Origin of the sequence: Virgibacillus sp. M23 (assembly GCF_034190895.1) — a bacterium.
GTDB classification, from domain to species: domain Bacteria; phylum Bacillota; class Bacilli; order Bacillales; family Amphibacillaceae; genus Virgibacillus; species Virgibacillus salarius.
This window is the reverse complement of record NZ_JAWDHA010000027.1, coordinates 17,068-38,278: the sequence shown is the minus strand read 5'-3', so window position 1 is coordinate 38,278 and position 21,211 is coordinate 17,068. Positions and strand designations below refer to the sequence as shown.

Here is a 21,211-nt window from a genome sequence, read left to right as displayed (position 1 = left end):
CTTTTGTTCATGTTAGAAAACCCCTGGCTATGCCGGGGGTTCATACGCTCGTTATTCATTAAGACGGTAAGCTAACAAATCGTTTGCCATCTTGAAAAGCTTTGTAAGCAGCAGAAATTGCTTGATTATACGGACAGCTATCTTTTTGTATGTAATTAATCGAACGTGCATTCTATTCGGTTGTTTGCTAAAATGAAGAAAGATGGAGGAATTTATATGTCAAAGCAATTATCGTTTATTCATGCTGCTGACTTGCATTTGGATAGTCCGTTTAAAGGATTAGCAAATACACCTGACCCTATATTTAAAGAGGTGAGGGAGAGTACATTTGTAGCATTAGATAACTTAGTACAAGCCGCTATTAATCAACGTGTTGATTTCGTGTTAATCGTTGGAGATTTGTTTGATAATGAAAAACAAAGTTTAAAAGCTCAAATACGATTAAAGAAAGCATTTGAAAATTACAGAATCATGAAATTTATGTTTACATGTCTTATGGAAATCATGATTACATAAATGGGAATAAACATCCTGTAGCCTATCCCGATAATGTATATATATTTTCAAAGGAAGAGGTTCAACCTTTTCCGTACCAACGAAATGGAGAGGTATTAGCTTTGATTTACGGTTTTAGTTATGAGAATCGTGCTGTAGTAGCAAATAAAGTGAATGAATTTCAAATAACCGATACTTCAGTTCCATTTCATATCGCAATGCTACATGGAAGTGTTCAAAGTAATACAGAACATGATAGGTATGCGCCATTTCAAGTACAAGAACTATCTGAAAGGCACTTCGATTATTGGGCGCTTGGTCATATCCATAAACGACAAATTTTAAAAGAAACTCCTGCAATAGTCTATCCTGGAAATATCCAAGGCAGAAATCGAAAAGAAACAGGGATGAAAGGTTGTTATCATGTTGTATTAAATGAAGGAACGACTGATCTGGCTTTCATTCCACTGCAAGCCATTCAAATTAATCCACTTGTTGTTAATGTATCCCCATGTAATTCCGTACATGAAGTGGAATCGGTATTAATGGAGCATGTAAATAATCTTACCTATTCAACACCACAATTAATTGATTTAACTTTAATAAGTACGGATCAACGAATAACTAAATGGCAACAGGATGGTAGGATGGAAGAAATGATGGAGTTAATAAATGAGGCAACGATACAATCATCGGTTTGGAGTTATATTTTTCGATATAGCGTGAGTAAAAAGGTAGCTAGCTTTGATCGAGAATTATACAAGGGAGATCATTTCATTAGTGAATTACTCTATGAAATTGACAATCAATCCATTCAACCGTTTATTGCCGAAATATATCAACAGAAACGTGCTCGTAAATTTGTGGAACGATTAACAATAGAAGAAGAGATGGCATTGAAAACAGCTGTTAAAGAATTACTTATTTATGAGCTATTAAAGGAATGAGGGAAGAGCGTGAAATTTGAACAAGCTACCATATTTGGCTTTGGTAAATGGGTAGACGATACGATCGATTTTTCAAACCAACAGGTAACGTATATTTATGGAGAAAACGAATCAGGCAAATCAACCTTACATACTTTCATTCTTTTTATGCTTTTTGGTTTACCACCTAAGCAACGAGAGTTTTATCGACCAAAAACGAGTGGGAAAATGGGGGGAAGACTTACCGTTGTTGATAAGGGAGTACGATTTACTATTGAGCGATTTCATGAAGTACGAAATGGTGCTGCTGTTTGTTACACTGCTGATGGCAATGAAGAAGAGGAGCAATGGTTAAAAGAACGTTTAAAAGGAATGAATTATGCTATCTACCAATCAATCTTTTCATTTTCTGCAAATGATTTAGCTACTATAACAACGATGAAAGAAGATGATCTGGGGGATGTTATTTTAGGCATTGGTATGACGGGCTCTACGAATTTGTATACCGTTGAGAAGCAATTGGATTCTAAAATAGGTGAGTTATATAAACCATACGGCAAAAAACCAGCGATTAACCAGCAATTAAGTAATTTACAGCAAATGCAAGAACGTTTAGATAAATGGAAAAAATCGGAAGGTTCCTATCGAAATAAGAAATTAGAAGCTCAGCAAATAGAAAAGGAACTACAGGCGCTTCGAATTGATTTAGAACAAGAAACGGCAAAGCGAATTAAGTTGGAAAAGAAGCATCATGCTTGGCCAATTATTCAGGAATATCAAGCAGTTATGGAACGGTTACAACACTTACCTGAAGTGTTAGCTTTTCCGGAGAGTGGCAGAGAGAGATTGGAAAAGCAAAAAGAGTTGTTACTACCACTTAAAAGTGAAAATGCAGTTTCACATGAAAATATACGTCGGTTATCCGAAACGATTCATTCATTAGAGGAGAGAAAAGTAAACGAAGTTATTATACAGGAAGCAAAGGATTTATTAGCGGATAAAGCTTCTTATGAAGCGTACCAACAAGAAAATAACAGACTGCAGGTTGCATTACAAAAGCAACAGCTACATATTGAAAAAACGTTAGAAAATCTAAACATTTCTTTAAATGAAGAAGACTTACAAAACACTCATCTATCCTTTCACACAGAAAAGCATTGGAAGCATATAAAAAACGACTTGGATAAGCTTGATCTTGAAAAAGAGCAATTAGATATAGAACGTAACCAACTTAACAAACAGCGAACGATCTTATGGAATCAAATAGATACTGGAAGAGAAAATCTTTATCCAGAGAGAACAATCGATGAATGGCAACATCAGTTGAAATCTGTTAAGCATTCGGAAATGCTACAGCAAATAAACCATGTTCAAAACCAACGAAGTAAAGACTGGCAGTATAAGAAATTAATGAAAGAAAGAAAAGCAAAATACATTGTGTTAGCAGCAATTTCAGCAGCTTTGATTTGTTTACTGGTCGCAATAACAATAGAACGAAATTTATTCTTGGTAATTGCTATGTTTGTGTTGATGACAGGTGTAGGTCAATGGTTTTGGCAAAAAAAATCAATAGCTGAAATTGATCATATGCTACATTCAGAAAAACCGCAGCCAAGTAATAACGTCACGGAGAAGGAATGTTTAGAATTAGAAAGTAAGCTTGAACAGCAACAGCAGTTAAAGAATGAGATTCGGTCATTACAAGAGCAGCTAAAAACAACCGAAATATCCTTATTACAATGGGAAGAAAAACAGTTCCAGCATATGGAAAGATATCAACGGATCGAAAATCAAATGAAGGAACAACACGAACAATATCCCTTTTTACAGGAGATTAATCCGACTTACTGGCCGGAATTTTTCCATGAACTAAAAAATAGTATTAGAATGTCGAAGCAATTGCAGGAATATAGAGACAGAATTACGGAAAATCAAGAAGCATTAGAAAAAATGTCAGATAGAATATCAATGTTTTTATCAAAAGTAAATCGGGATGGGAAAGGTAAACCCATTAAACAGCAGTATGATTGGATTATCCATATCGTTGAGGAAAACGATGAAACGATAAAGCAACTAGACTTTAATCAGCAACTACTTCAGGAGACAATGGAAAATCAATATAATCTGAATGAAAAAATGAAAACCTATGAACAAGAAATGGCAAAGTTATTTACAATTGCCGAGGTTAATTCAGAGGAGGATTTCTATAAGAAGGCCAAAATAGTAGACGAAAAACGTACCTTAACTAATAGCAGAGCAAAGCTGGAAAGTCAACTCTCTGCCTTGTTTAAGGCTACTACTTGGCAGCATTATACGCAAGAGGACATGGATGCAGATTCCTTACGAATGGAGTTAGAGCAAACAAAAGAACGCATAAGCAATTTAGAAGAAGCTCTAGAAAAAGGCAGACAGACTTTGGCAGATCGTAATGCCATGATAACCTCAATAGAAATGTCTGAAGAATATTCAGATTCCATACATCTTATAGAGCAAGATAAGGAAAAACTAAACCAGTTAGTAAAAAAATGGGCTGTTATGAAAACGGCCAAAGAATTACTACTCAGAACGAAGCGGTCTTACCGCGATAAATATTTGAGCGAAATTATCGAGGAAACGTCATTATTTTTTGCAGAATTGACCGGAAATCGATATCAAAAAGTATATCCTCCATCACAGGATGTTCCGTTTAAGGTAGAGAGAAATGATGGCACGCGCTTTACGATAAAGGAGTTATCACAGGGAACGATTGATCAGTTATATGTTTCCTTGCGATTAGCGATTAGTAGTAGTATGAGTGAAAGGCATGCACTACCGTTTATGATAGATGATGCATTTGTCCATTTTGATTCTATTCGTACGCAACGTATAATAAACATTTTAAATCGTATTGCTAAACAGCAGCAAGTCCTTGTTTTTACATGTAAAAAAGAAATGGTTGAAGCTTCAGAAAATAAAAGTTATATACATCTATGAAATTCTGTTCGCATTAATTAACAAATAATGATAAACTATTTGCAGATTATATATATATGCAGGTGGAGGGACATCCATTGCCAGAGGAAAATGTATCAAAAGATTGGGAATTATATGATGAGACAATAGAAAAATTCATTCAAGTCATTGCTAAAAATATGAATTTATATGGTATCACATCTTCTGTTGGAAGATTATACGGTGTTTTATATTTTGCAGATCAACCGATGACGTTGGACGATATGCGCGATGCCTTAGAAATGAGTAAAACAAGTATGTCTACAGGTGTTCGATCATTATCTGATATGAAGATGGTTGAATCAACATTTAAGAAAGGCATACGAAAGGATTTGTATCAATCAGAAGAAGATTGGTATAAATCATTTACTTCATTATTTGGTAACCGTTGGCGCCATCATACAGAGACAAACATCGAGGAAGCCGATGAAGCTATTGCGGAATTGGAAAAGATTTATGAAGAGACAGATGATGAAAACCTAAAAAATAAAATAAGTAAAGATATTGAACGTCTACGATATGCACAGAATTATTATGAATGGTTAATGAAGTTTATTCAGGTAATTGAATCCGGAAAGATCTTCGACTATATTCCAAAACATTAATGGACAACGGAGATTGACAGATAAATGGGCTTTGGCTATTTAATGTCAGTCTCTTTTTGTTTAGATAATCTAGAACAGGCACGAATATCTAAGGGGGAGAATCAAATGAATAGTGACCTTAAAAAAGGAATTGGCCAAGTCACCATTGGCGATTCCTATGATGGATTTCTACTTATAAGAGAAGCTACAAAAGGATTAACAAGTAATGGAAAACCTTTTTTGACACTTATACTAAGCGACGCAACGGGAGAGATTGAAGCAAAGCTTTGGGATAGTACAAAAGAAGATGAAGCCACCTTCATTGCTGAACAAATAGTGAAAGTCTCAGGAGAAGTGAATCAATTTCGCGGAAAAGCACAGTTGAAAATTTTGTCATTACGTCCTGCACAGCCTACAGACGGTGTACATGTTTCTGACTTTATAGAAAAAGCACCTATTGAAAAAGATAGATTAATAGAGAAGTTAACAGAAGCTATATTTGAAATGCAAAACCCTACGTTACAACGAATAGTTCGGGCTTTTATAAAGAAGTATCAGGAAGCATTACTCATCTATCCAGCAGCTGCTAAAAATCATCATGACTATGCATCAGGCTTAGCCCACCACATTGTGAGTATGCTGGCAATTGCGAAAGAAATGCATAAATTATATCCAGAATTGAATAAGGATTTACTGTATGCGGGAATTATCCTCCATGATATTGGTAAGGTCAAAGAATTGTCTGGTGTTGTGACAACGACATATACGCTCGAAGGTAAATTACTTGGACATATTCCCATGATGGTAGAGGAAATTGGAATGATAGCAAAAGAAATGCAGATTGAGGGAGAGGAGGTTGTGATCTTACAGCATCTCGTATTAAGTCATCACGGAAAACCAGAATGGGGGAGTCCAAAGCCACCATTAGTTCGTGAAGCTGAAATATTGCATCTTATTGATTTATTTGATGCTAAAATGAATATGCTTAATCGGGCACTTGATAAAGTGAATCCAGGGGAATTTACGGAACGGCTATTTGCTATGGACAATCGTTCATTCTATAAGCCGTTATTTGAAGAATAAACAGAAATGAAGTTACGGGCATTTTTTTCATGTTCTTTTCATATATATTTTGTAGAGAAGATGGACAAGGAGGCCTAAATGATGATACTAGGAGTGCCTTGGTGGGTATTCGTAATGATCATATTTATTTTTCTAAGCGGTTTTATGGCATTTCGAGCAATGCATGCCGAGAAAAAATTGGAGCACCAATTTATTGAAAAAGAGGGAAAGGTGTATATGGATCGTTTACGGGCAGAAAGGGAAAGGAAGCAAAGGCAGGAGCAAGAAAAAGAAACATCTTAATTAAGGGCTTCTGTTTAACAGAGAAATCTTGACATATGGTATGCAAAAGGACTAGTCCACGAATTGTGACTAGTCCTTTAAAGTTTGAAAGTTATCCTTTAGCTTCGGTATCCTCTTTAGATTCCTTTGCTTCTTCCTTTTCGAACATATCCTTATATTTATCAATCTTCACTTCAATGTCTGCATCTTTAAGAATATTATCAATTTTCTCTTGCGCTTTTGTTGCATCCATTTTTTGTGATAATAGTTCACGACGTAAATCTTCTTTTACATCTTCATATTTCCCAATATTTTCTTCTTTATCACGAATATCATTTACTTTAATGATATGGTAACCATGTTGGGTTTTAACTGGATCACTTACTTCGCCCTTTTTCATGCTATAAGCAGCATCCTCAAATTCGGGTACCATTTGACCTGATGAGAAGTAACCAAGGTCACCACCCTGTTCGGCGCTCCCAGTATCAGTAGAATATTCTTTAGCTAACTTTGCAAAGTCACCACCGTCATCAACTTTCTTTTTGACTTCTTTTGCTGTTTTTTCATCTTCTACTAAGATATGCTGTGCTTTAATTTCAGTGTTTTTTCGTTCATAAAGATCTTTTAGTTCTTCTTCTTTAATGTCTACATCTTCTGAGACAGCAGCTTCTTGAAGTAGACTGATTTTGATGACACTACGTAATGCGTCTTCACTGCCAAATTGCTGTTGTACGGCAGCGTCAAACTGATCACCAAGCTGGTCTTTCATTTTCTTGATTTCTTCATCTACTTTGTCATCGGATACATCGTACTTATCTTCAAGTACTTCGATAGTTACCATTTCTTGAAGAATCTTTTCACCATAACGATCTTTTAATTCTTGGTAAAATTCTTCCTTTGTCACATCTCCTGCGTTAGTTTTCACGACCGCTTCATCGTCACCTGAGCTACATGCTGCAAGTGTGAATAATCCTGCAGTCAATGTGACAGCAATTGCTGTTTTCTTCATACATGAACACTCCTAATCTGCTTGTACAATAATCTCCCCTAACAATAAATATAACATATTAGGATATAAAAAATACAGCCTTATATGAAACAGTAGGGTGTGCTTATACCATTACATTCATTACTCGTACGTAGGAACACACAAGTAAGACGGTTACCATAATGTTTATAACTCGAAACATTTTTCCTTGCTTTAAGGTCTCCATTTCCATTTTTAGACAGAATTGATGCGTTAATGAATTAAAAATAAGTAATATAATAAATCCATATAAGAGAAAGATAATATTCATCGTAGGACCCCCTTGTCGTACTTAACAAACAACTTGTTTTTCTCCTCTATAATTACATTCTACAATATCCTATTCATTACTGTATCAAAAGATTAACATTCTGAACAGAGAAGAATATTCTAAGTTTCAAGAAAAAAGGAAAGAGGATGGGACAAATTACTATAAATATGTATAATCGTTTTATTAATATAGGTATCATCGCCATATCCTGAGAAATATACTCGCTTTCCGTAGATGGCCTCAACTAAGTTGATAAAGGAAAAAGTTACAAGTGGTCATCGGACTTGTGCTGTTCCCGTAGGGTTACGAAGACTTCGGAAGCAATACATCACTCAGAGAAGAAGCGCGCTTCTTTTTCAAAAGATAAGAAATCATAAAATTTGTTCATGTGGGCGTGCTCCAACTCTGGCGCCCAGAAACTAGGTGACTTCACGAATCGCCCTAATCTAAATCATCATCGGCTCGCAAGCACACCGTGATGCTTTTATCTCCGTTGACTAGCTCCAGTCGCTACGTTTCTAATCGGGCGATTACGCATTTATTCAGGAGTCAGATGCTAAATCATTTATTTTAATTAAAAAAGAACTATAATTAATATCACAACTAATTATAGTTCTTTTTTATTGTTTCTTATTTACTTTTGTCTCAGAAGAATCTTAGTGTTGATGCGCTCTTATTAAAATATCAAATCCATTACCATCTTCTCTATTTTCTATTAGTGATCGCTTAGGTGCTTTCCAAAGATATGCTACATAAAGTAAATCAATAAATGCGATACCGATATTGGCCGACGTCAATATGATAATATAGACAGAGTAATCGATAAAATAATAGCTTGCAACTAGCCCAGGTATCGTAATTAAGATAGTAGGTGCTAGCGCAACTAATAAATATGCTTTTTTTGTTAAGTGATATTTCGTATAATAATAAAATACAGGAAAAACGTTATATTTCATCTTAAAAATTACTTTTATTCGTTTATTCATCAGGATCAAAGGAAGTATATGCATACATGAATGAACTGTCGGTAACAGCACAAGCAATAGCAGGAAAGGAATAATACCCTGTTCATTCACTTCATTTGTTCCTTGGGCCAATGTAATAGGTACATAGAGAAAAATAAATGAGAGTAAGGCAGTTAAAAAAGACACAAGGTACAAACGACTTTTGCCAAATTCTTTTGCAAGGTTGATTGATTTCCAGCAATTCATTTTTGATCCCTCCATCATGCTTCTTAGAAGTTTTTATCCTTCAAGAATGATAGTACGATTAAAGGGAAAAATCAATACTTTTTTTATACTTTTTTTGGACGTTAAGAAAAGTTTATAATACAAGTAAGGACATGCTGCTATAGATCGTTTAATATTAAGCCTATGTAAGGTAGACGTAAAGCGTGCTAGTAGGGGAGGAGTATGATAAAGTGGGCACTTTCAATGAGGCTGAGACAGCAGCTTTTCATTTACAACTACTTTCCAAAATAATTGATATGGATGAATATCCCTTTACGAAATTAGTGATTGAAAGAAATTTAACAAGAGAAGAATTTGCTATTCTAATGGAGCGCCTCGAGAAGCTTAACGAACAATATGAAGCACAAAAAGAAGAAGGTCTGATTCATTTCTCATCATTACTTATTCATTTTGCAGGTATGTTAACAGAAAAGCTTGAACCGGATAGTACGATTAATGCGCTGCAACGAGAAGGCTTCTACCCCTCTCTCATGAATGAATTTATTCGTATAATCAAACAAAATAATAAGGGTTAGAAAAGAAGATAATGTACTGAAATTATCTTCTTTTTTATTGTCTGGAAACTATAAAAATTAACATGTGGATAAATATGGGTATGTTGATCCGCGTCCAGCGCAAGCGCCCAGAAACTAGGTGACTTCATGAATCGCCCTAATCTAAGTCATCATCAGCTCGCAAGCTCATCGTAATTCCTTATCCCCCGTTGACTTGCTCCAGTCGCTACTTTTGTTCTGCTATAAACAATGGTCCGCGATTATTTCTTTTCATGCTTATTGCACCTAAATACTATTCCTGCTTCATCTCGCGAAATAAATCCTCGACTTGCTGATGGAACTGTATTAAATGATGTAACCTTGATTCCATATGAAGATAAAGCTTAGCATTGGAATCAGAATCCTTTCCTTCTTTAATGATGTCATTAATATCTTCTAGAGATACTTTTTGCTGATTCGCTGCATCTATCCATTTGCTAATATAGGAATTCATAAATGACTTGAATAATTGCGTATGTGCTTCATAAAGATCTTTTCTGACCCCTTTTTTCCAAACACGTGTTACAAGATTCTGATCTGAAAGTGAGCGTATGCTCGTACTCATGGAAGTTTTGCTTTTTCCGAGGGCTTCAGCCATTTCGTCTAATGTTTTTGGCTTTTCTGATAAGTATAAAAAGGCAAACAATCGTGACTCTAACGGGGTAAATCCGAACATCTCTACCGTTTTTGAAAATTCCAACATGATTTTATTGGTGATTATTTCTGTTTGAGGTCTATTCATAAAATCCTCCTAAAGCCTTGATATATCAAGATTACACTAATTACCCAATGATTAAAAACTGTTTATCTACTAGTATTTTAAAGGAAATCGGAGGTATACAAAGCAAATTTAATGTAATGTTCTTACAGTATAAACTGTACAAAAAATATATACAAAACTAATAGAATTTAAAGTTTGTATTGTATCTTTAAAATCGTTATAGTAGATAAAGTAATTGAATAATTTGTTCGGAGCTCGTGGAAATCTATATAACATGCAAGATAGTTTTGCACGCGTATTTTTGTGTAGCTATCCTGATAGAAAAGTATTAGTCCCTTCATCATGGGTCATGGGCTGAAATAGAAAAAAGAGGTGAATGAATTGCCAGTAATAGAAGCGAAAAATCTATCAAAAGTTTTCGGTAAAAATCCGAAGCAAACGCTAAAGCTTCTCGATAAAGGTTTGTCAAAGGATGCCATCTTAAAAGAAACAGGCAACACAGTAGGGGTGAATCGGGCGTCCTTTTCTGTTGAAGAAGGGGAAATCTTTGTCATTATGGGGTTATCTGGAAGTGGTAAATCAACATTAGTACGGCTAATCAATCGCTTGATAGAGCCTACTGAAGGAACCATTATGATAGATGGAGACAATTTAGCAACGATGGATAAAAAATCATTGCGCGAAGTCCGTCGAGAAAAGCTAAGTATGGTATTTCAAAAGTTTGCATTGTTTCCACATCGTACCATTCTAGAAAATGCTGAATACGGTTTGGAAATTCAAAAGGTTCCAAAGGAAGATCGTAAGAAAAAAGCGCAGGAAGCACTAGAGTTAGTAGGTTTAGGAGATTATATTCATCAGAAACCAAGTCAGTTATCAGGTGGAATGCAGCAACGAGTTGGTCTTGCTCGAGCATTGGCTAACGATCCTGAAGTCCTTTTAATGGATGAGGCTTTCTCTGCATTAGATCCATTAATTCGTAAAGAAATGCAAGATGAATTACTAGATTTACAAACGACTATGCAGAAAACGATCTTGTTTATTACGCATGATTTAGATGAAGCATTACGGATTGGAGATCGGATTGCACTCATGAAGGATGGATCAATTGTTCAGATCGGAACACCTGAAGAAATCTTAGTCAATCCTGAAAATGATTATGTTGAAAAGTTTGTTGAAGACGTTGACCGTTCAAAGGTATTGACTGCACAGCATATTATGAAACGCCCAGAAACAGTAAACATGGAGAAGCATGGTCCACGTGTAGCTTTAGAACGCATGCGCGAAGAAGGATTATCTAGCATTTTTGTAGTAGATAGCAAGCGTAACCTGAAAGGCTATATAACCGCCGATGATGCATCAGAAGCTCGCAAAAAAGAAATTAATAACTTAACAGAGGTTTTGAAGAATGATATTCCGAAAGTCGAAAGAGAAACACCGATGCATGAGATTTTTGACATTATCCATGATTCACCAATTCCAGTAGCTGTAGTGGAAAATGAAAAATTAATTGGAATTATTGTTCGAGGTGCAGTTCTTGCTGCACTATCCAGTGATGGAGAGGTGAATTTAGAAAATGCTTAATAATGTATTAGATTTTGTTCCAAAATTACCGATTGCAGAGAAAACGAAAGACGCAACGGAATGGATTACGGAGAAGTTTTCCTTTTTATTTGACCCGATCAAAGAACATTTCGGAAGTTTTATGGAGAGTACATCTGAATTTCTAATATCTGTTCCGCCGGTTATCATAATTCTTTTAGTTGCAGTTATTGCATTCTTTATTTCCGGTAAGAAATTTGGTCTAGCTACTTTTTCGATTGTTGGACTTTGGTTTATTTATAACCAAGAATTATGGGAGCACTTAATGAGTACCTTTACACTTGTATTACTTGCTAGTATTTTATCGGTAATTATTGGTGTGCCTGTAGGAATTCTGATGTCAAAAAGTAGAATAGCATCAGCAATTATTACGCCGATTCTTGACTTTATGCAGACAATGCCAGCCTTTGTATATTTAATACCGGCTGTTGCCTTTTTCGGAATTGGTATGGTCCCTGGTGTTTTTGCATCACTGATTTTTGCAACACCACCAACCGTTCGATTTACAAATTTAGGAATTCGTCAAGTTTCTCAGGAATTAGTTGAAGCTTCCGAGGCATTTGGTAGTACAGGAGCACAAAAGTTATTTAAGGTAGAATTACCAATGGCAAAAACGACGATTATGGCAGGGATAAACCAAACCGTGATGCTTGCACTATCTATGGTAGTTATTGCTTCTATGATTGGTGCACCTGGGCTTGGTAGAGAAGTACTATCTGCATTGCAACGAGCTCAAGTAGGAACTGGTTTTGTTGCTGGAGTGGGAATTGTAATTCTTGCGATTATTATCGATCGAATTACTCAAAATATGAATAAGCAAAAACAATAACCTATGTTGGTATCTTTTCTAATGAAAAGTTTCCATATATAAATTTTAAATAAAAGGGGAGATTAGCATTATGTTTAAACGTAATTGGAAACGCCTTGGTCTAGTAGCAGGGCTTTCATTATCATTATTTGCAGCTGGTTGTGGCTCTGATGATGAGTCAACAGGTAATGGTTCTGATGAAGGAACAGCTTCTGAAGGTGAAGCAAAAGAAATTGAATTAGCTTATGTTGAATGGGATTCAGAAATTGCTTCTACACACGTCGTTGGAAAGGTTTTAGAAGATCAAGGCTTTGATGTGAAATTAACACCACTTGATAACGCTGTAATGTGGGAAGCTGTCGCAAATGGTGAAGCAGACGGTATGGTGGCTGCGTGGTTACCAGCAACACATGCTGACCAATATGAAGAATATGGTGATCAAGTAGAAGAACTTGGTACAAACCTTGAAGGTGCAAAAATTGGATTAGTTGTGCCTAAATATATGGATGTAAATAGCATTGAAGACTTAGATGCACAAGCCAACAAAACGATTACTGGTATTGAACCAGGAGCTGGTGTTGTTGGAGCCGCTGAACAAGCCTTAACAGATTATGACAATCTGAAGGGATGGGAAGTACAAACCTCATCTAGTGGAGCAATGGCAACGGAATTAGGTTCAGCTATTGAAAACGAAGAAGATATTATTGTTACTGGTTGGACTCCTCACTGGAAATTTGCTAAATATGAATTAAAATATTTAGAAGATCCAAAAGGTACATTTGGTGAAGCAGAAACCATTGATACGATGGTTCGTAAAGGGCTTAAAGATGATATGCCAAATGCATATAAAATTCTAGACCAATTTAACTGGACTACTGAAGATATGGAAGCTGTAATGCTTGAAATTTCTAACGGAACCTCTCCTGAAGATGCAGCTGCTGCATGGGTAGAGGAAAACCAAGAAAAAGTAGATGAATGGGTTAAAGGAGTAGAATAAGTAAAATGACAAGCTGATACAAATCGTATCAGCTTTCCTATTGATATAAATTAATGAGAGGATGTTTAGGTGAGTAATAAGAAATGGTTAGCCATGTTATGTGTTGGATTACTATCTGTATTTGTATTAGCTGCTTGTGGTTCAAGTGAATCGGAAGATAAGCAAGCAGATGGTTCAAAGGAAGCTAGTGAAGAAACGAATTATAGTGAAGCAGTGAATTACACGATCACTGGTATTGAACCAGGAGCAGGTATAACGGTTACGACAGAAAAAGCAATTGAAGAATATGAAACATTGTCTGGCTGGGAATTAGAGCAGTCATCAACAGCTGCGATGGTAACAGAGTTGGAAGATGCTATTAAAAATGAAGAGCCGATTGTTGTTACTGGCTGGAATCCACATTGGATGTTTGCGAAATTTGATAATATTAAATATTTAGAAGATCCAAAAGGAATTTATGGCGATGTAGAGGTTATCAAATCATTAGCTCGTAAAGGATTAAAAGAGGATAAGCCTAATGCTTATAAATTAATTGATCAATTCAATTGGAGCGTTGAAGACATGGAAGGTATCATGTATGAAGCCTCTGAAAGTGGTAAGGATATTGCAGAAGTTGCGAAGCAATGGGTAAAAGACAATCCTGAAAAAGTAAAAGCCTGGACAGAAGGCGTAGAAGATGTAGATGGCGTATCCATTGAGTTAGTGTCTACTCCATGGGATTCAGAACGCTCATCAGCAAATGTTGTAGCAGAGGTATTACGTCAAAAAGGATTTGATGTGACCATCACTCCGGTAGATGTGGCAGTTGTATTTGAGGCTATTGCCAATGGTGATGCAGATGCTACCTTAGCTGCATGGATGCCTATGACACACAAAGATTTCTATGATGAATTCAAGGAGGACTTTGTAGATATGGGTGCAAATCTAGAAGGAGCAAAAATAGGGCTTGTTGTACCAGAATACATGGATATTGATTCGATTGAAGACTTGCAAGCAAAGTCAAAGTAAGTAGGAGAAGAATATCTTATGCAAGATAGTGACGCTGAAGTTCCTACATTTGTTCAAAAAGCACAAAAAGCTTACTGAGGGGGAACCTTGCGTAAGCTTTTTGTGCTTTTCCTATTGATTTAACCTTTTGGGATTACTGTGTTTTTACTTTTTCCTCTAAATCTTTTAAACTCGACTCAATTTGTTCTAAATAATGGTGAATATTTTCTTGATGGGGTTCTACAGTTGCTTTCCAATCACCTACAGATTTTTTCATATCTTGGGTGAGCTCCTTAATTAAGGACGCACCCTCCTGAGAAGTGGCACGAATTTGTTTTTTTAAACGAAGTCCATCTTGTTTTAAATTCAATAACATGTCTTTCCATTCTAGACTTTTGCTTTTTACTTGGCTGCGAAAGTCTCTACCTGTTGATGGAGTGCTTAATAAAGTAACTGCTGCACTAACACTCCCTCCAACTAGGATACCTAATAATAATGATTTACTGTTAGTCATTATTTATTCGCTCCTTTCCCCTCATAGTTATATTTACCTTTAAGGGGTATAGTGTCAAACGTAATTAATAAGTAATTTTTAAAAAATCCTCCGACATTGTGCCAGAGGATTTGATATCGATTAAGTAGATACAAGTGGCTGTGACCTCTTTATAATACGCTGTACAATCGGAAAAACGACAGCCATAATAATTGTATTAAGTAATGCAGCTGGTAATACAGCAAGCCCAAATAATGCCAAGAATGAGCCATCCATTAAACCGATAATGAATAAAGCTATACTTAAGAAAATTGCACCAGAAATCATGGTACCCACTGCTGTAAGTAGTGGGGCACTAATCGAATTATTTAAGCGATTTTTCAAAAGCAGGTACAAAAGTAAAAAAATAACTGCAGTAATTGGCTTATCAATAAGATTTGCGATTTGCCCTCCCGGTGCTGTCGTCGTTAATGCAGACACAATTCCTGTTACAATCGCTACTATCGCTACATGCTTTAACGTAGGAAACAAAAGGATTCCTAAAAACATCATAGAAAGTAGCATGTCGGGTTTAACTCCAAAAATTATCGGCGGAACTACTGTATGCAGTACTGCACCAACACCTACTAATAGGGACAAAGTAACCAGCGCTTTTGTATTCATTTATACCTCTCCTCTTCTCAGCTATCTCTGCTCTAAACAAGTAACGCTTTGCTCCTCAACTGTACACTGATTGTCAGCTGCAGGAGTATAATGCTATTATAACAAATTTGTCATCGAATATAAAGATTCGTAGCTTTATTTTTAGCCAGTTTATTACAATTTAATAGCGCTATTGATTTCGCTTGCAATTTGTTGTAAATCATTTGATGTATAGTCGTCAGTATGCACTGTCCAATTAGAAGAAAATCCGTCATTCTCCACGTAGCGAGGTAAAATATGGATATGTAGGTGAAATACGGACTGATCGGCAGCCTTCTCATTATTATTTAGTAAGTTCATTCCAATCGGTTTATACGTATCTTTAATTGCATTCGCAATTTTGGGTACGCGTTCAAATAGCTTAGAAGCTACTTCTGCTGGTGTTTCGTAAATATTTTTCACATGTGTTTTTGGAATAACCAATGTGTGGCCTTTAGCTACTTGACTAATATCGAGAAATGCATAGACGTCTTCATCCTCATACACCTTAGCGGAGGGTATCTCTCCATCAATAATTTTACAAAAAATACAATCTTCATGACTCATTCGTATCACCATTCCTCTGCTTTTTATTTTATTGTATATAGGAATAGCCGTCATTGTAAAGAATTCTATTGTGAAAATAACAGAAAGTTGAAATAGAAGTGATCTGTACAAAAACAGACTAGCCCAAAGGACTAGTCTGATGAAGGAAAAGGATGTCTTCTAACGCGGGGACATTGTAAACAACTGTCTTAAAAGCAATTAGCTTTTTGCTACGCTCATTTACAAAACCTTTTTGTTGTATCTTCTTAATGGAAGATGTGCTCAAAAAAAGGATTTATATCATTAGATTACCGTTCACAAACACCTCATTTTTGTGTTTAATCCACGAATTCAGTTAGATATCGATCACTAACACCTCATTTGTGTAAGAATACACGAAATTTACATTAGATACTCGATCGCTGACACCTCATTTGTGTTTATCACACGAAAAATACTTGTTTCTGGTGAACTTGGTTACATCCTTATCCCTTCACTAAATAGTGTTTACGCGAGTTTAAAAATTATACAATTTTTTTGTAAATCATTTGCCCTCTACTAGAGAGGGAGTCACCTATTCCTTAACAATGAATGTTAAACAGGCTAGTATTATTCGTTTTGTCGAAAAAAAGCATATAGTTTACTTTGGTTTTCCCTTCCACAAATGATAAAATATACACTAGACGAAGAGGAGGAGCCAATCGTGGAAGCATTATTACATATTAACAATCTATACGGCGGATACACGCATAAAAATGTACTTCATGGAATATCTTTTGACGTGCATTCAGGTGAAATAGTTGGATTAATCGGGTTAAATGGAGCAGGGAAAAGTACGACTATTAAGCATGTCATTGGTTTAATGCAGGCAAAAAAGGGGACAGTCTCTGTTAATGGCAAGACGTTTAAAGAAAATGCGGAAAGTTATCGTAACCAAATGGCCTATATCCCTGAGATGCCAATACTTTATGATGAATTAACGCTTTATGAGCATCTTCGCTTAACGGCAATGGCTTATGATATACCAGAAGAAGTTTTTGAAAAGAGATTACAGCCATTACTTAAAGAATTTAGAATGGAGAAAAAGCTAAATTGGTTCCCGGTTCACTTTTCTAAAGGTATGAGACAGAAAGTAATGATTATGTGTGCTTTCTTAATAGAACCACCATTGTACATTGTAGATGAACCGTTTGTTGGATTAGATCCCTTAGGTATTCAGTCATATTTACAACTTATGGAGGAAATGAAGAATAATGGTTCTGGTGTTCTAATGTCTACACATATATTGGCAACTGCTGAACGATATTGTGATCGCTTTGTAATATTACACGATGGTGAAATTAGGGCAATGGGTACGCTTGAAGAATTACGTGAAAGCTTTAATATGCCAGGTGCAACATTAGATGATTTATATGTTCAATTAACAAAGGAAGAAGATAGCCATGTTTGATTCACATGCTTTCTTTAAAAATCGATTTGCTGCTCATGTAAAAGAGACAAGCCGTTATCTACGCTACATTTTTAATGGACATATTGCTGTAGCTCTGCTTTTTTTCATTTCTGCGCTTGCGTTTTATTATCAAAAGTGGCTCCTAGAAATACCAGAAAATTTCCCTGCTGCAATAATTATTGGTACAGTATTCGGTATGATTGCTAGCTATAGTCCTGTACGCACATTACTTAAAGAGCCTGATCTTGTATTTTTAATTGCTGCAGAACATAAAATGGGTCCTTATTTTCGGAATACCTTGCTTTATAGCTTTATCATTCAACTTTATCTTGTTTTATTAGCTGCTGCAGCATTGGGACCACTGTATAGTACTATCTATGATAGGCGATCAGGTCAAGTCTATATGGTTACCATTGCTGTTCTACTCCTATTTAAAGCAGGAAATTTAATTGCAAATTGGTGGATGCTTAAGGTTCGAGAACCTGGCGTACGTCGAACAGATATTACAGTTAGAACAGTGCTAAATGTAGCGGTATTTTACTTCTTAATCGATGGTAATATGCTGTTAGCGGGTATAAGCACTGTCTTATTTACAGCATTATTCCTCTATATTTATCAAACTTGCCGTAAGCAGCCAGGAATTGTTTGGGATTTACTCGTAGAAAAAGACCAGAATAGAATGCAAGCATTTTATCGTCTTGCTAATATGTTTGCTGATGTACCTCATTTAAAGAGTCGTGTACGCAAGCGACAATGGCTTGTAAAGTTGGTAAGCAGCTTGCCATTTATGCAGAAATACACGTATGATTATCTATATCGAGTTACCTTTATTAGAAGCGGCGATTATTTAGGTATGTTTGTAAGACTGATTGTAATAGGCGGACTGTTTATATATTTTATTCCATCATTCTGGTTAAAAGTAGTTTTTGCTATTTTGTTTTTATACTTAAGCAGTTTTCAGATGATGGCACTTTATCAGCATCATAGAACGGTGATGTGGATAGACCTTTATCCAGTTTCTAAGGCTGTGCGTCAAGCGTCATTAATGAAACTGTTATTTCAGTTAACTGGTATACAAACCGTTATATTTTCCATTGTATTTATCGCTTTAGGTCAATACTTAGGAATGGTAATCGTCCTTATCAGTGGAAGCTTGTTTAATTTTCTATTTATTCTTGGGTATGTAAAGAAAAAATTAATATAAAGAAAAAGAATCTTGGACGAAAGTAAATAAGAACCAATAAAAAACAAACTATAATTAGTTATTAGTTAAAACTAATTATAGTTTGTTTTCTGATTGATGTTTTTTAAACCACAGGCTCTGCCTGTGTGAGAATTAAACTTGTAGAGTTGTAACAGAAAAATCTCCTTTCGATATAATAGAGTTGGCCGTCAAACCGACTCTATATATAGAAAGGAGATCTACTCATGTCGAGTGACAATAGTTTATCACACACCCGATGGAATTGTAAGTATCACATAGTCTTTATACCCAAGTACAGAAGGAAAGAAATTTATGGCAAGTTCAGAAGAGACATCGGGGTGATCTTAAGACGTTTATGTGAGATGAAAGATGTAGAAATTATTGAGGCTCATGCCATGACTGACCACATCCATATGCTGGTTAAAATACCACCAAAAATGTCAGTGTCTTACTTTATGGGCTACTTAAAAGGTAAAAGCTCTTTAATGATCCATGATAGACATGCCAACTTAAAATACAATCATGGAAACCGCACATTTTGGGCTAAAGGTTACTATGTCAGTACAGTAGGGCTCAATCAAAAAACTGTGGCAAAATACATTCGTGAACAAGAATCGGAGGATAGACTACGAGACAACATGAGTAAACGTGAATACGTCGATCCATTTAAAAATAGGTAGGAAGATAAACGGTTGACGGTCAATTCAGAAGCCCCTTTAGGGGTCTCGTTGGTAAAGTGCCCTTATAGGGCGAAACTAAAACCGCCCGTTTTACGGGCGGATAGTTATTAAAATAAATGCGAGATTCCTTGGAAAAGAGGCGCGCTTTTCTACGTGCGATGAATCACTACCGAAACCTTCCGTATCCAGCGAGAGGGCTCTGCCGGTGGAAAACGATTATATCTTAGGCTGCGGAATCGTTCCAAGCTCTTTGAGAGATAAAATCCTTAATTGTAATTATTCCTGGTCCTGATAAGCAAAGTAGGCTTGAATGAGTGTTTTTGCAGCAATAGGCATAGATCTCTCATCAATATCAAATTTAGGATGATGGTGTGGATAAGGATCTGCATGCTTTTGCGCACCGGTAAAGAAAAAGGCTCCAGGCTTTTCCATGAGGTAATAAGCGAAATCCTCTCCTGCCATAGACGGATTAATTTCCTCTGCTTTATAAATATCCTCAACATCTTTCTCGGCAATTCGCAGAACTAATTCAGCTTCTTTTGCATGATTAATAAGCGGAGGATAGCCTTTCACATAGTTAAAGGAGTAGGTTGCTTCACTGCTTATACATACTCCGTTTATAATGCATTTCATATCCTCAATAATCTTGTCTTGGAGTTCGGGATTAATATAGCGTACAGTGCCAACAATCTTTGCTTTGTCTGCAATGACATTAAAGGCCTCACCAGCCTCAAATACGCCTACAGTTACAACGGCCGTATCTAATGGATCTACACGTCTACTTACTATTTGTTGAAGCTGAGTAATTAAATGAGAGCCGATCACAATCGCATCCTTTGTTTCATGTGGGTAAGCCCCGTGACCACCTTTTCCTTGAATAATAATCTCGAATCGATCCGTTCCTGCCATAAATGCTTGTTTGGAAGTCTGCAGAACACCAACAGGTGTTGTTGCCCATAAATGGGTGCCGAATACCGCATCGACGTGATCTATGGCTCCTGATTCAATAATTGGCTTAGCTCCACCTGGTGCATATTCCTCTGCATGCTGATGTAAAAATACAATGGTTCCTGGAAGTTGATCTTGATATTCTTTCATAACCTTTGCCAGTATTAGTAAGGTAGCGGTATGGCCGTCATGCCCACAAGCGTGCATGACACCATCAACTTTGGATTTGTAGGGAACATCCTTTTCATCTTGAATAGGGAGTGCATCAAAATCAGCACGTAACGCGATCGTTTTGCCTGCCTTTTTCCCCTTCAGGGTTGCGATTACACCGTTTCCCCCTACGTTTGTGTCACAAGGAATACCTAGCTCGTTATAATAATTAGCAATAAATGCAGCGGTTTTTGTTTCTTGAAAAGAAACCTCTGGATACTGATGCAAATGTCTACGTATATGAACCATTTCTGAATAGAGCTGATCAATGGACTGATGGACTTTTTCTAACAAGCAAAAGACCTCCTCGATGTTTTTTCACTTATTATAACATTGAAAAATATTTATTAGGCATGTATACATGAAAATTGAGGATAATTTCATGTATGGACGGATATATGTAAATACATATAGAGAAAAACCCCTACCTCCATTTCATTTGAGGTAGGGGTTAATCGCTAATAAA

The 21,211-nt window shown here is 36.1% G+C and carries 22 protein-coding genes; 14 read left to right on the top strand and 8 right to left on the bottom strand.

Annotated features, from left to right (window positions below; genetic code table 11):
* Nucleotides 1–216 precede the first annotated feature (216 nt).
* From RVS70_RS12030 to RVS70_RS12005, 6 genes are all read left to right on the top strand, one after another.
* The gene (locus tag RVS70_RS12030) at nucleotides 217–516 is read left to right on the top strand and encodes a metallophosphoesterase (protein ID WP_321133445.1); all 300 of its coding nucleotides are present in this window, start codon (nucleotides 217–219) and stop codon (nucleotides 514–516) included.
* Nucleotides 489–1,442, top strand: a complete 954-nt coding sequence (locus tag RVS70_RS12025; RefSeq protein ID WP_321133443.1) for a DNA repair exonuclease — start codon at nucleotides 489–491, stop codon at nucleotides 1,440–1,442. The genes RVS70_RS12030 and RVS70_RS12025 overlap by 28 nt, the downstream gene beginning before the upstream one ends.
* Before the next feature lie 9 nt (nucleotides 1,443–1,451).
* Nucleotides 1,452–4,394 (top strand): ATP-binding protein, encoded by a 2,943-nt coding sequence (locus RVS70_RS12020; RefSeq protein WP_321133441.1) that lies wholly within the window; start codon nucleotides 1,452–1,454, stop codon nucleotides 4,392–4,394.
* A gap of 77 nt (nucleotides 4,395–4,471) precedes the next feature.
* Nucleotides 4,472–5,017, top strand: a complete 546-nt coding sequence (locus tag RVS70_RS12015) for a GbsR/MarR family transcriptional regulator (protein ID WP_026680575.1) — start codon at nucleotides 4,472–4,474, stop codon at nucleotides 5,015–5,017.
* A 105-nt stretch (nucleotides 5,018–5,122) separates the two neighbouring features.
* Complete coding sequence (gene yhaM / locus RVS70_RS12010; RefSeq protein WP_034678769.1) at nucleotides 5,123–6,079, top strand: 3'-5' exoribonuclease YhaM; 957 nt, start codon at nucleotides 5,123–5,125, stop codon at nucleotides 6,077–6,079.
* An 81-nt stretch (nucleotides 6,080–6,160) separates the two neighbouring features.
* Entirely contained in the window at nucleotides 6,161–6,361 is a 201-nt protein-coding gene (locus RVS70_RS12005; RefSeq protein ID WP_121604856.1) for a sporulation YhaL family protein, read from the top strand.
* Between the two features lie 91 nt (nucleotides 6,362–6,452).
* Here the strand turns inward: RVS70_RS12005 and RVS70_RS12000 are convergent, their stop codons facing one another.
* The 3 genes from RVS70_RS12000 to RVS70_RS11990 all read right to left on the bottom strand — a co-directional run bounded on the left by RVS70_RS12000 (nucleotide 6,453) and on the right by RVS70_RS11990 (nucleotide 8,849).
* A complete protein-coding gene (locus tag RVS70_RS12000) occupies nucleotides 6,453–7,349 on the bottom strand; it encodes a peptidylprolyl isomerase (RefSeq protein ID WP_026680578.1) in 897 nt (298 codons plus the stop codon).
* 103 nt (nucleotides 7,350–7,452) lie between these two features.
* Entirely contained in the window at nucleotides 7,453–7,638 is a 186-nt protein-coding gene (locus RVS70_RS11995; protein ID WP_026680579.1) for a hypothetical protein, read from the bottom strand.
* A gap of 656 nt (nucleotides 7,639–8,294) precedes the next feature.
* Nucleotides 8,295–8,849 carry a DUF3267 domain-containing protein gene (locus RVS70_RS11990; RefSeq protein ID WP_026680580.1) on the bottom strand — a complete coding sequence of 185 codons (555 nt, stop codon included), beginning with the start codon at nucleotides 8,847–8,849 and terminating at the stop codon, nucleotides 8,295–8,297.
* Nucleotides 8,850–9,058: 209 nt separating this feature from the next.
* On the opposite strand from RVS70_RS11990, the gene RVS70_RS11985 reads away from it, so the two are divergent.
* The gene (locus RVS70_RS11985) at nucleotides 9,059–9,403 is read left to right on the top strand and encodes a DUF1878 family protein (protein ID WP_026680581.1); all 345 of its coding nucleotides are present in this window, start codon (nucleotides 9,059–9,061) and stop codon (nucleotides 9,401–9,403) included.
* A 271-nt stretch (nucleotides 9,404–9,674) separates the two neighbouring features.
* Here RVS70_RS11985 and RVS70_RS11980 read toward each other — a convergent pair whose 3' ends face one another.
* The gene (locus RVS70_RS11980) at nucleotides 9,675–10,163 is read right to left on the bottom strand and encodes a GbsR/MarR family transcriptional regulator (RefSeq protein WP_026680582.1); all 489 of its coding nucleotides are present in this window, start codon (nucleotides 10,161–10,163) and stop codon (nucleotides 9,675–9,677) included.
* A gap of 360 nt (nucleotides 10,164–10,523) precedes the next feature.
* On the opposite strand from RVS70_RS11980, the gene RVS70_RS11975 reads away from it, so the two are divergent.
* The 4 genes from RVS70_RS11975 to RVS70_RS11960 all read left to right on the top strand — a co-directional run bounded on the left by RVS70_RS11975 (nucleotide 10,524) and on the right by RVS70_RS11960 (nucleotide 14,554).
* Nucleotides 10,524–11,723, top strand: coding sequence for a quaternary amine ABC transporter ATP-binding protein (locus tag RVS70_RS11975; protein WP_026680583.1), 1,200 nt, complete (start codon nucleotides 10,524–10,526; stop codon nucleotides 11,721–11,723).
* A complete protein-coding gene (locus RVS70_RS11970) occupies nucleotides 11,716–12,570 on the top strand; it encodes an ABC transporter permease (RefSeq protein ID WP_026680584.1) in 855 nt (284 codons plus the stop codon). The genes RVS70_RS11975 and RVS70_RS11970 overlap by 8 nt, the downstream gene beginning before the upstream one ends.
* Nucleotides 12,571–12,640: 70 nt before the next feature.
* Complete coding sequence (locus RVS70_RS11965; RefSeq protein WP_026680585.1) at nucleotides 12,641–13,546, top strand: glycine betaine ABC transporter substrate-binding protein; 906 nt, start codon at nucleotides 12,641–12,643, stop codon at nucleotides 13,544–13,546.
* A 93-nt stretch (nucleotides 13,547–13,639) separates the two neighbouring features.
* On the top strand, nucleotides 13,640–14,554 hold the full coding sequence (locus RVS70_RS11960; protein ID WP_034678821.1) for a glycine betaine ABC transporter substrate-binding protein: 915 nt from the start codon (nucleotides 13,640–13,642) through the stop codon (nucleotides 14,552–14,554).
* Between the two features lie 133 nt (nucleotides 14,555–14,687).
* On the opposite strand, the gene RVS70_RS11955 is transcribed toward RVS70_RS11960, so the two are convergent.
* From RVS70_RS11955 to RVS70_RS11945, 3 genes are all read right to left on the bottom strand, one after another.
* The gene (locus tag RVS70_RS11955; RefSeq protein WP_321133433.1) at nucleotides 14,688–15,047 is read right to left on the bottom strand and encodes a YtxH domain-containing protein; all 360 of its coding nucleotides are present in this window, start codon (nucleotides 15,045–15,047) and stop codon (nucleotides 14,688–14,690) included.
* 120 nt (nucleotides 15,048–15,167) lie between these two features.
* Nucleotides 15,168–15,689: a tryptophan transporter gene (locus RVS70_RS11950; protein ID WP_321133431.1), complete on the bottom strand. Its 522-nt coding sequence runs from the start codon at nucleotides 15,687–15,689 to the stop codon at nucleotides 15,168–15,170.
* A 153-nt stretch (nucleotides 15,690–15,842) separates the two neighbouring features.
* Nucleotides 15,843–16,274: an HIT family protein gene (locus RVS70_RS11945; protein ID WP_121604859.1), complete on the bottom strand. Its 432-nt coding sequence runs from the start codon at nucleotides 16,272–16,274 to the stop codon at nucleotides 15,843–15,845.
* Nucleotides 16,275–16,956: 682 nt separating this feature from the next.
* On the opposite strand from RVS70_RS11945, the gene RVS70_RS11940 reads away from it, so the two are divergent.
* The 3 genes from RVS70_RS11940 (at nucleotide 16,957) to tnpA (ending at nucleotide 19,587) form a co-directional block, all read left to right on the top strand.
* Nucleotides 16,957–17,703: an ABC transporter ATP-binding protein gene (locus RVS70_RS11940; protein ID WP_121604860.1), complete on the top strand. Its 747-nt coding sequence runs from the start codon at nucleotides 16,957–16,959 to the stop codon at nucleotides 17,701–17,703.
* Nucleotides 17,696–18,907, top strand: a complete 1,212-nt coding sequence (locus tag RVS70_RS11935) for an ABC transporter permease (protein ID WP_321133427.1) — start codon at nucleotides 17,696–17,698, stop codon at nucleotides 18,905–18,907. Before RVS70_RS11940 ends, RVS70_RS11935 begins: the two co-directional genes overlap by 8 nt.
* Before the next feature lie 224 nt (nucleotides 18,908–19,131).
* Entirely contained in the window at nucleotides 19,132–19,587 is a 456-nt protein-coding gene (gene tnpA, locus RVS70_RS11930) for an IS200/IS605 family transposase (protein ID WP_121604857.1), read from the top strand.
* 276 nt (nucleotides 19,588–19,863) lie between these two features.
* Here tnpA and RVS70_RS11925 read toward each other — a convergent pair whose 3' ends face one another.
* On the bottom strand, nucleotides 19,864–21,039 hold the full coding sequence (locus tag RVS70_RS11925; protein WP_321133424.1) for an amidohydrolase: 1,176 nt from the start codon (nucleotides 21,037–21,039) through the stop codon (nucleotides 19,864–19,866).
* Between the last annotated feature and the right edge of the window lie 172 nt (nucleotides 21,040–21,211).

What these genes read in the sequence shown, in the direction of transcription:
- RVS70_RS12030 (WP_321133445.1), top strand. Translation starts at nt 217, where the DNA reads ATGTCAAAGCAATTATCGTTTATTCATGCTGCTGACTTGCATTTGGAT.
- RVS70_RS12025 (WP_321133443.1), top strand. Translation starts at nt 489, where the DNA reads ATGTCTTATGGAAATCATGATTACATAAATGGGAATAAACATCCTGTA.
- yhaM (WP_034678769.1), top strand. Translation starts at nt 5,123, where the DNA reads ATGAATAGTGACCTTAAAAAAGGAATTGGCCAAGTCACCATTGGCGAT.
- RVS70_RS12005 (WP_121604856.1), top strand. Translation starts at nt 6,161, where the DNA reads ATGATACTAGGAGTGCCTTGGTGGGTATTCGTAATGATCATATTTATT.
- RVS70_RS12000 (WP_026680578.1), bottom strand. Translation starts at nt 7,349, where the DNA reads ATGAAGAAAACAGCAATTGCTGTCACATTGACTGCAGGATTATTCACA.
- RVS70_RS11995 (WP_026680579.1), bottom strand. Translation starts at nt 7,638, where the DNA reads ATGAATATTATCTTTCTCTTATATGGATTTATTATATTACTTATTTTT.
- RVS70_RS11990 (WP_026680580.1), bottom strand. Translation starts at nt 8,849, where the DNA reads ATGAATTGCTGGAAATCAATCAACCTTGCAAAAGAATTTGGCAAAAGT.
- RVS70_RS11980 (WP_026680582.1), bottom strand. Translation starts at nt 10,163, where the DNA reads ATGAATAGACCTCAAACAGAAATAATCACCAATAAAATCATGTTGGAA.
- RVS70_RS11970 (WP_026680584.1), top strand. Translation starts at nt 11,716, where the DNA reads ATGCTTAATAATGTATTAGATTTTGTTCCAAAATTACCGATTGCAGAG.
- RVS70_RS11965 (WP_026680585.1), top strand. Translation starts at nt 12,641, where the DNA reads ATGTTTAAACGTAATTGGAAACGCCTTGGTCTAGTAGCAGGGCTTTCA.
- RVS70_RS11960 (WP_034678821.1), top strand. Translation starts at nt 13,640, where the DNA reads ATGTTATGTGTTGGATTACTATCTGTATTTGTATTAGCTGCTTGTGGT.
- RVS70_RS11955 (WP_321133433.1), bottom strand. Translation starts at nt 15,047, where the DNA reads ATGACTAACAGTAAATCATTATTATTAGGTATCCTAGTTGGAGGGAGT.
- RVS70_RS11950 (WP_321133431.1), bottom strand. Translation starts at nt 15,689, where the DNA reads ATGAATACAAAAGCGCTGGTTACTTTGTCCCTATTAGTAGGTGTTGGT.
- RVS70_RS11945 (WP_121604859.1), bottom strand. Translation starts at nt 16,274, where the DNA reads ATGAGTCATGAAGATTGTATTTTTTGTAAAATTATTGATGGAGAGATA.
- RVS70_RS11935 (WP_321133427.1), top strand. Translation starts at nt 17,696, where the DNA reads ATGTTTGATTCACATGCTTTCTTTAAAAATCGATTTGCTGCTCATGTA.
- tnpA (WP_121604857.1), top strand. Translation starts at nt 19,132, where the DNA reads ATGTCGAGTGACAATAGTTTATCACACACCCGATGGAATTGTAAGTAT.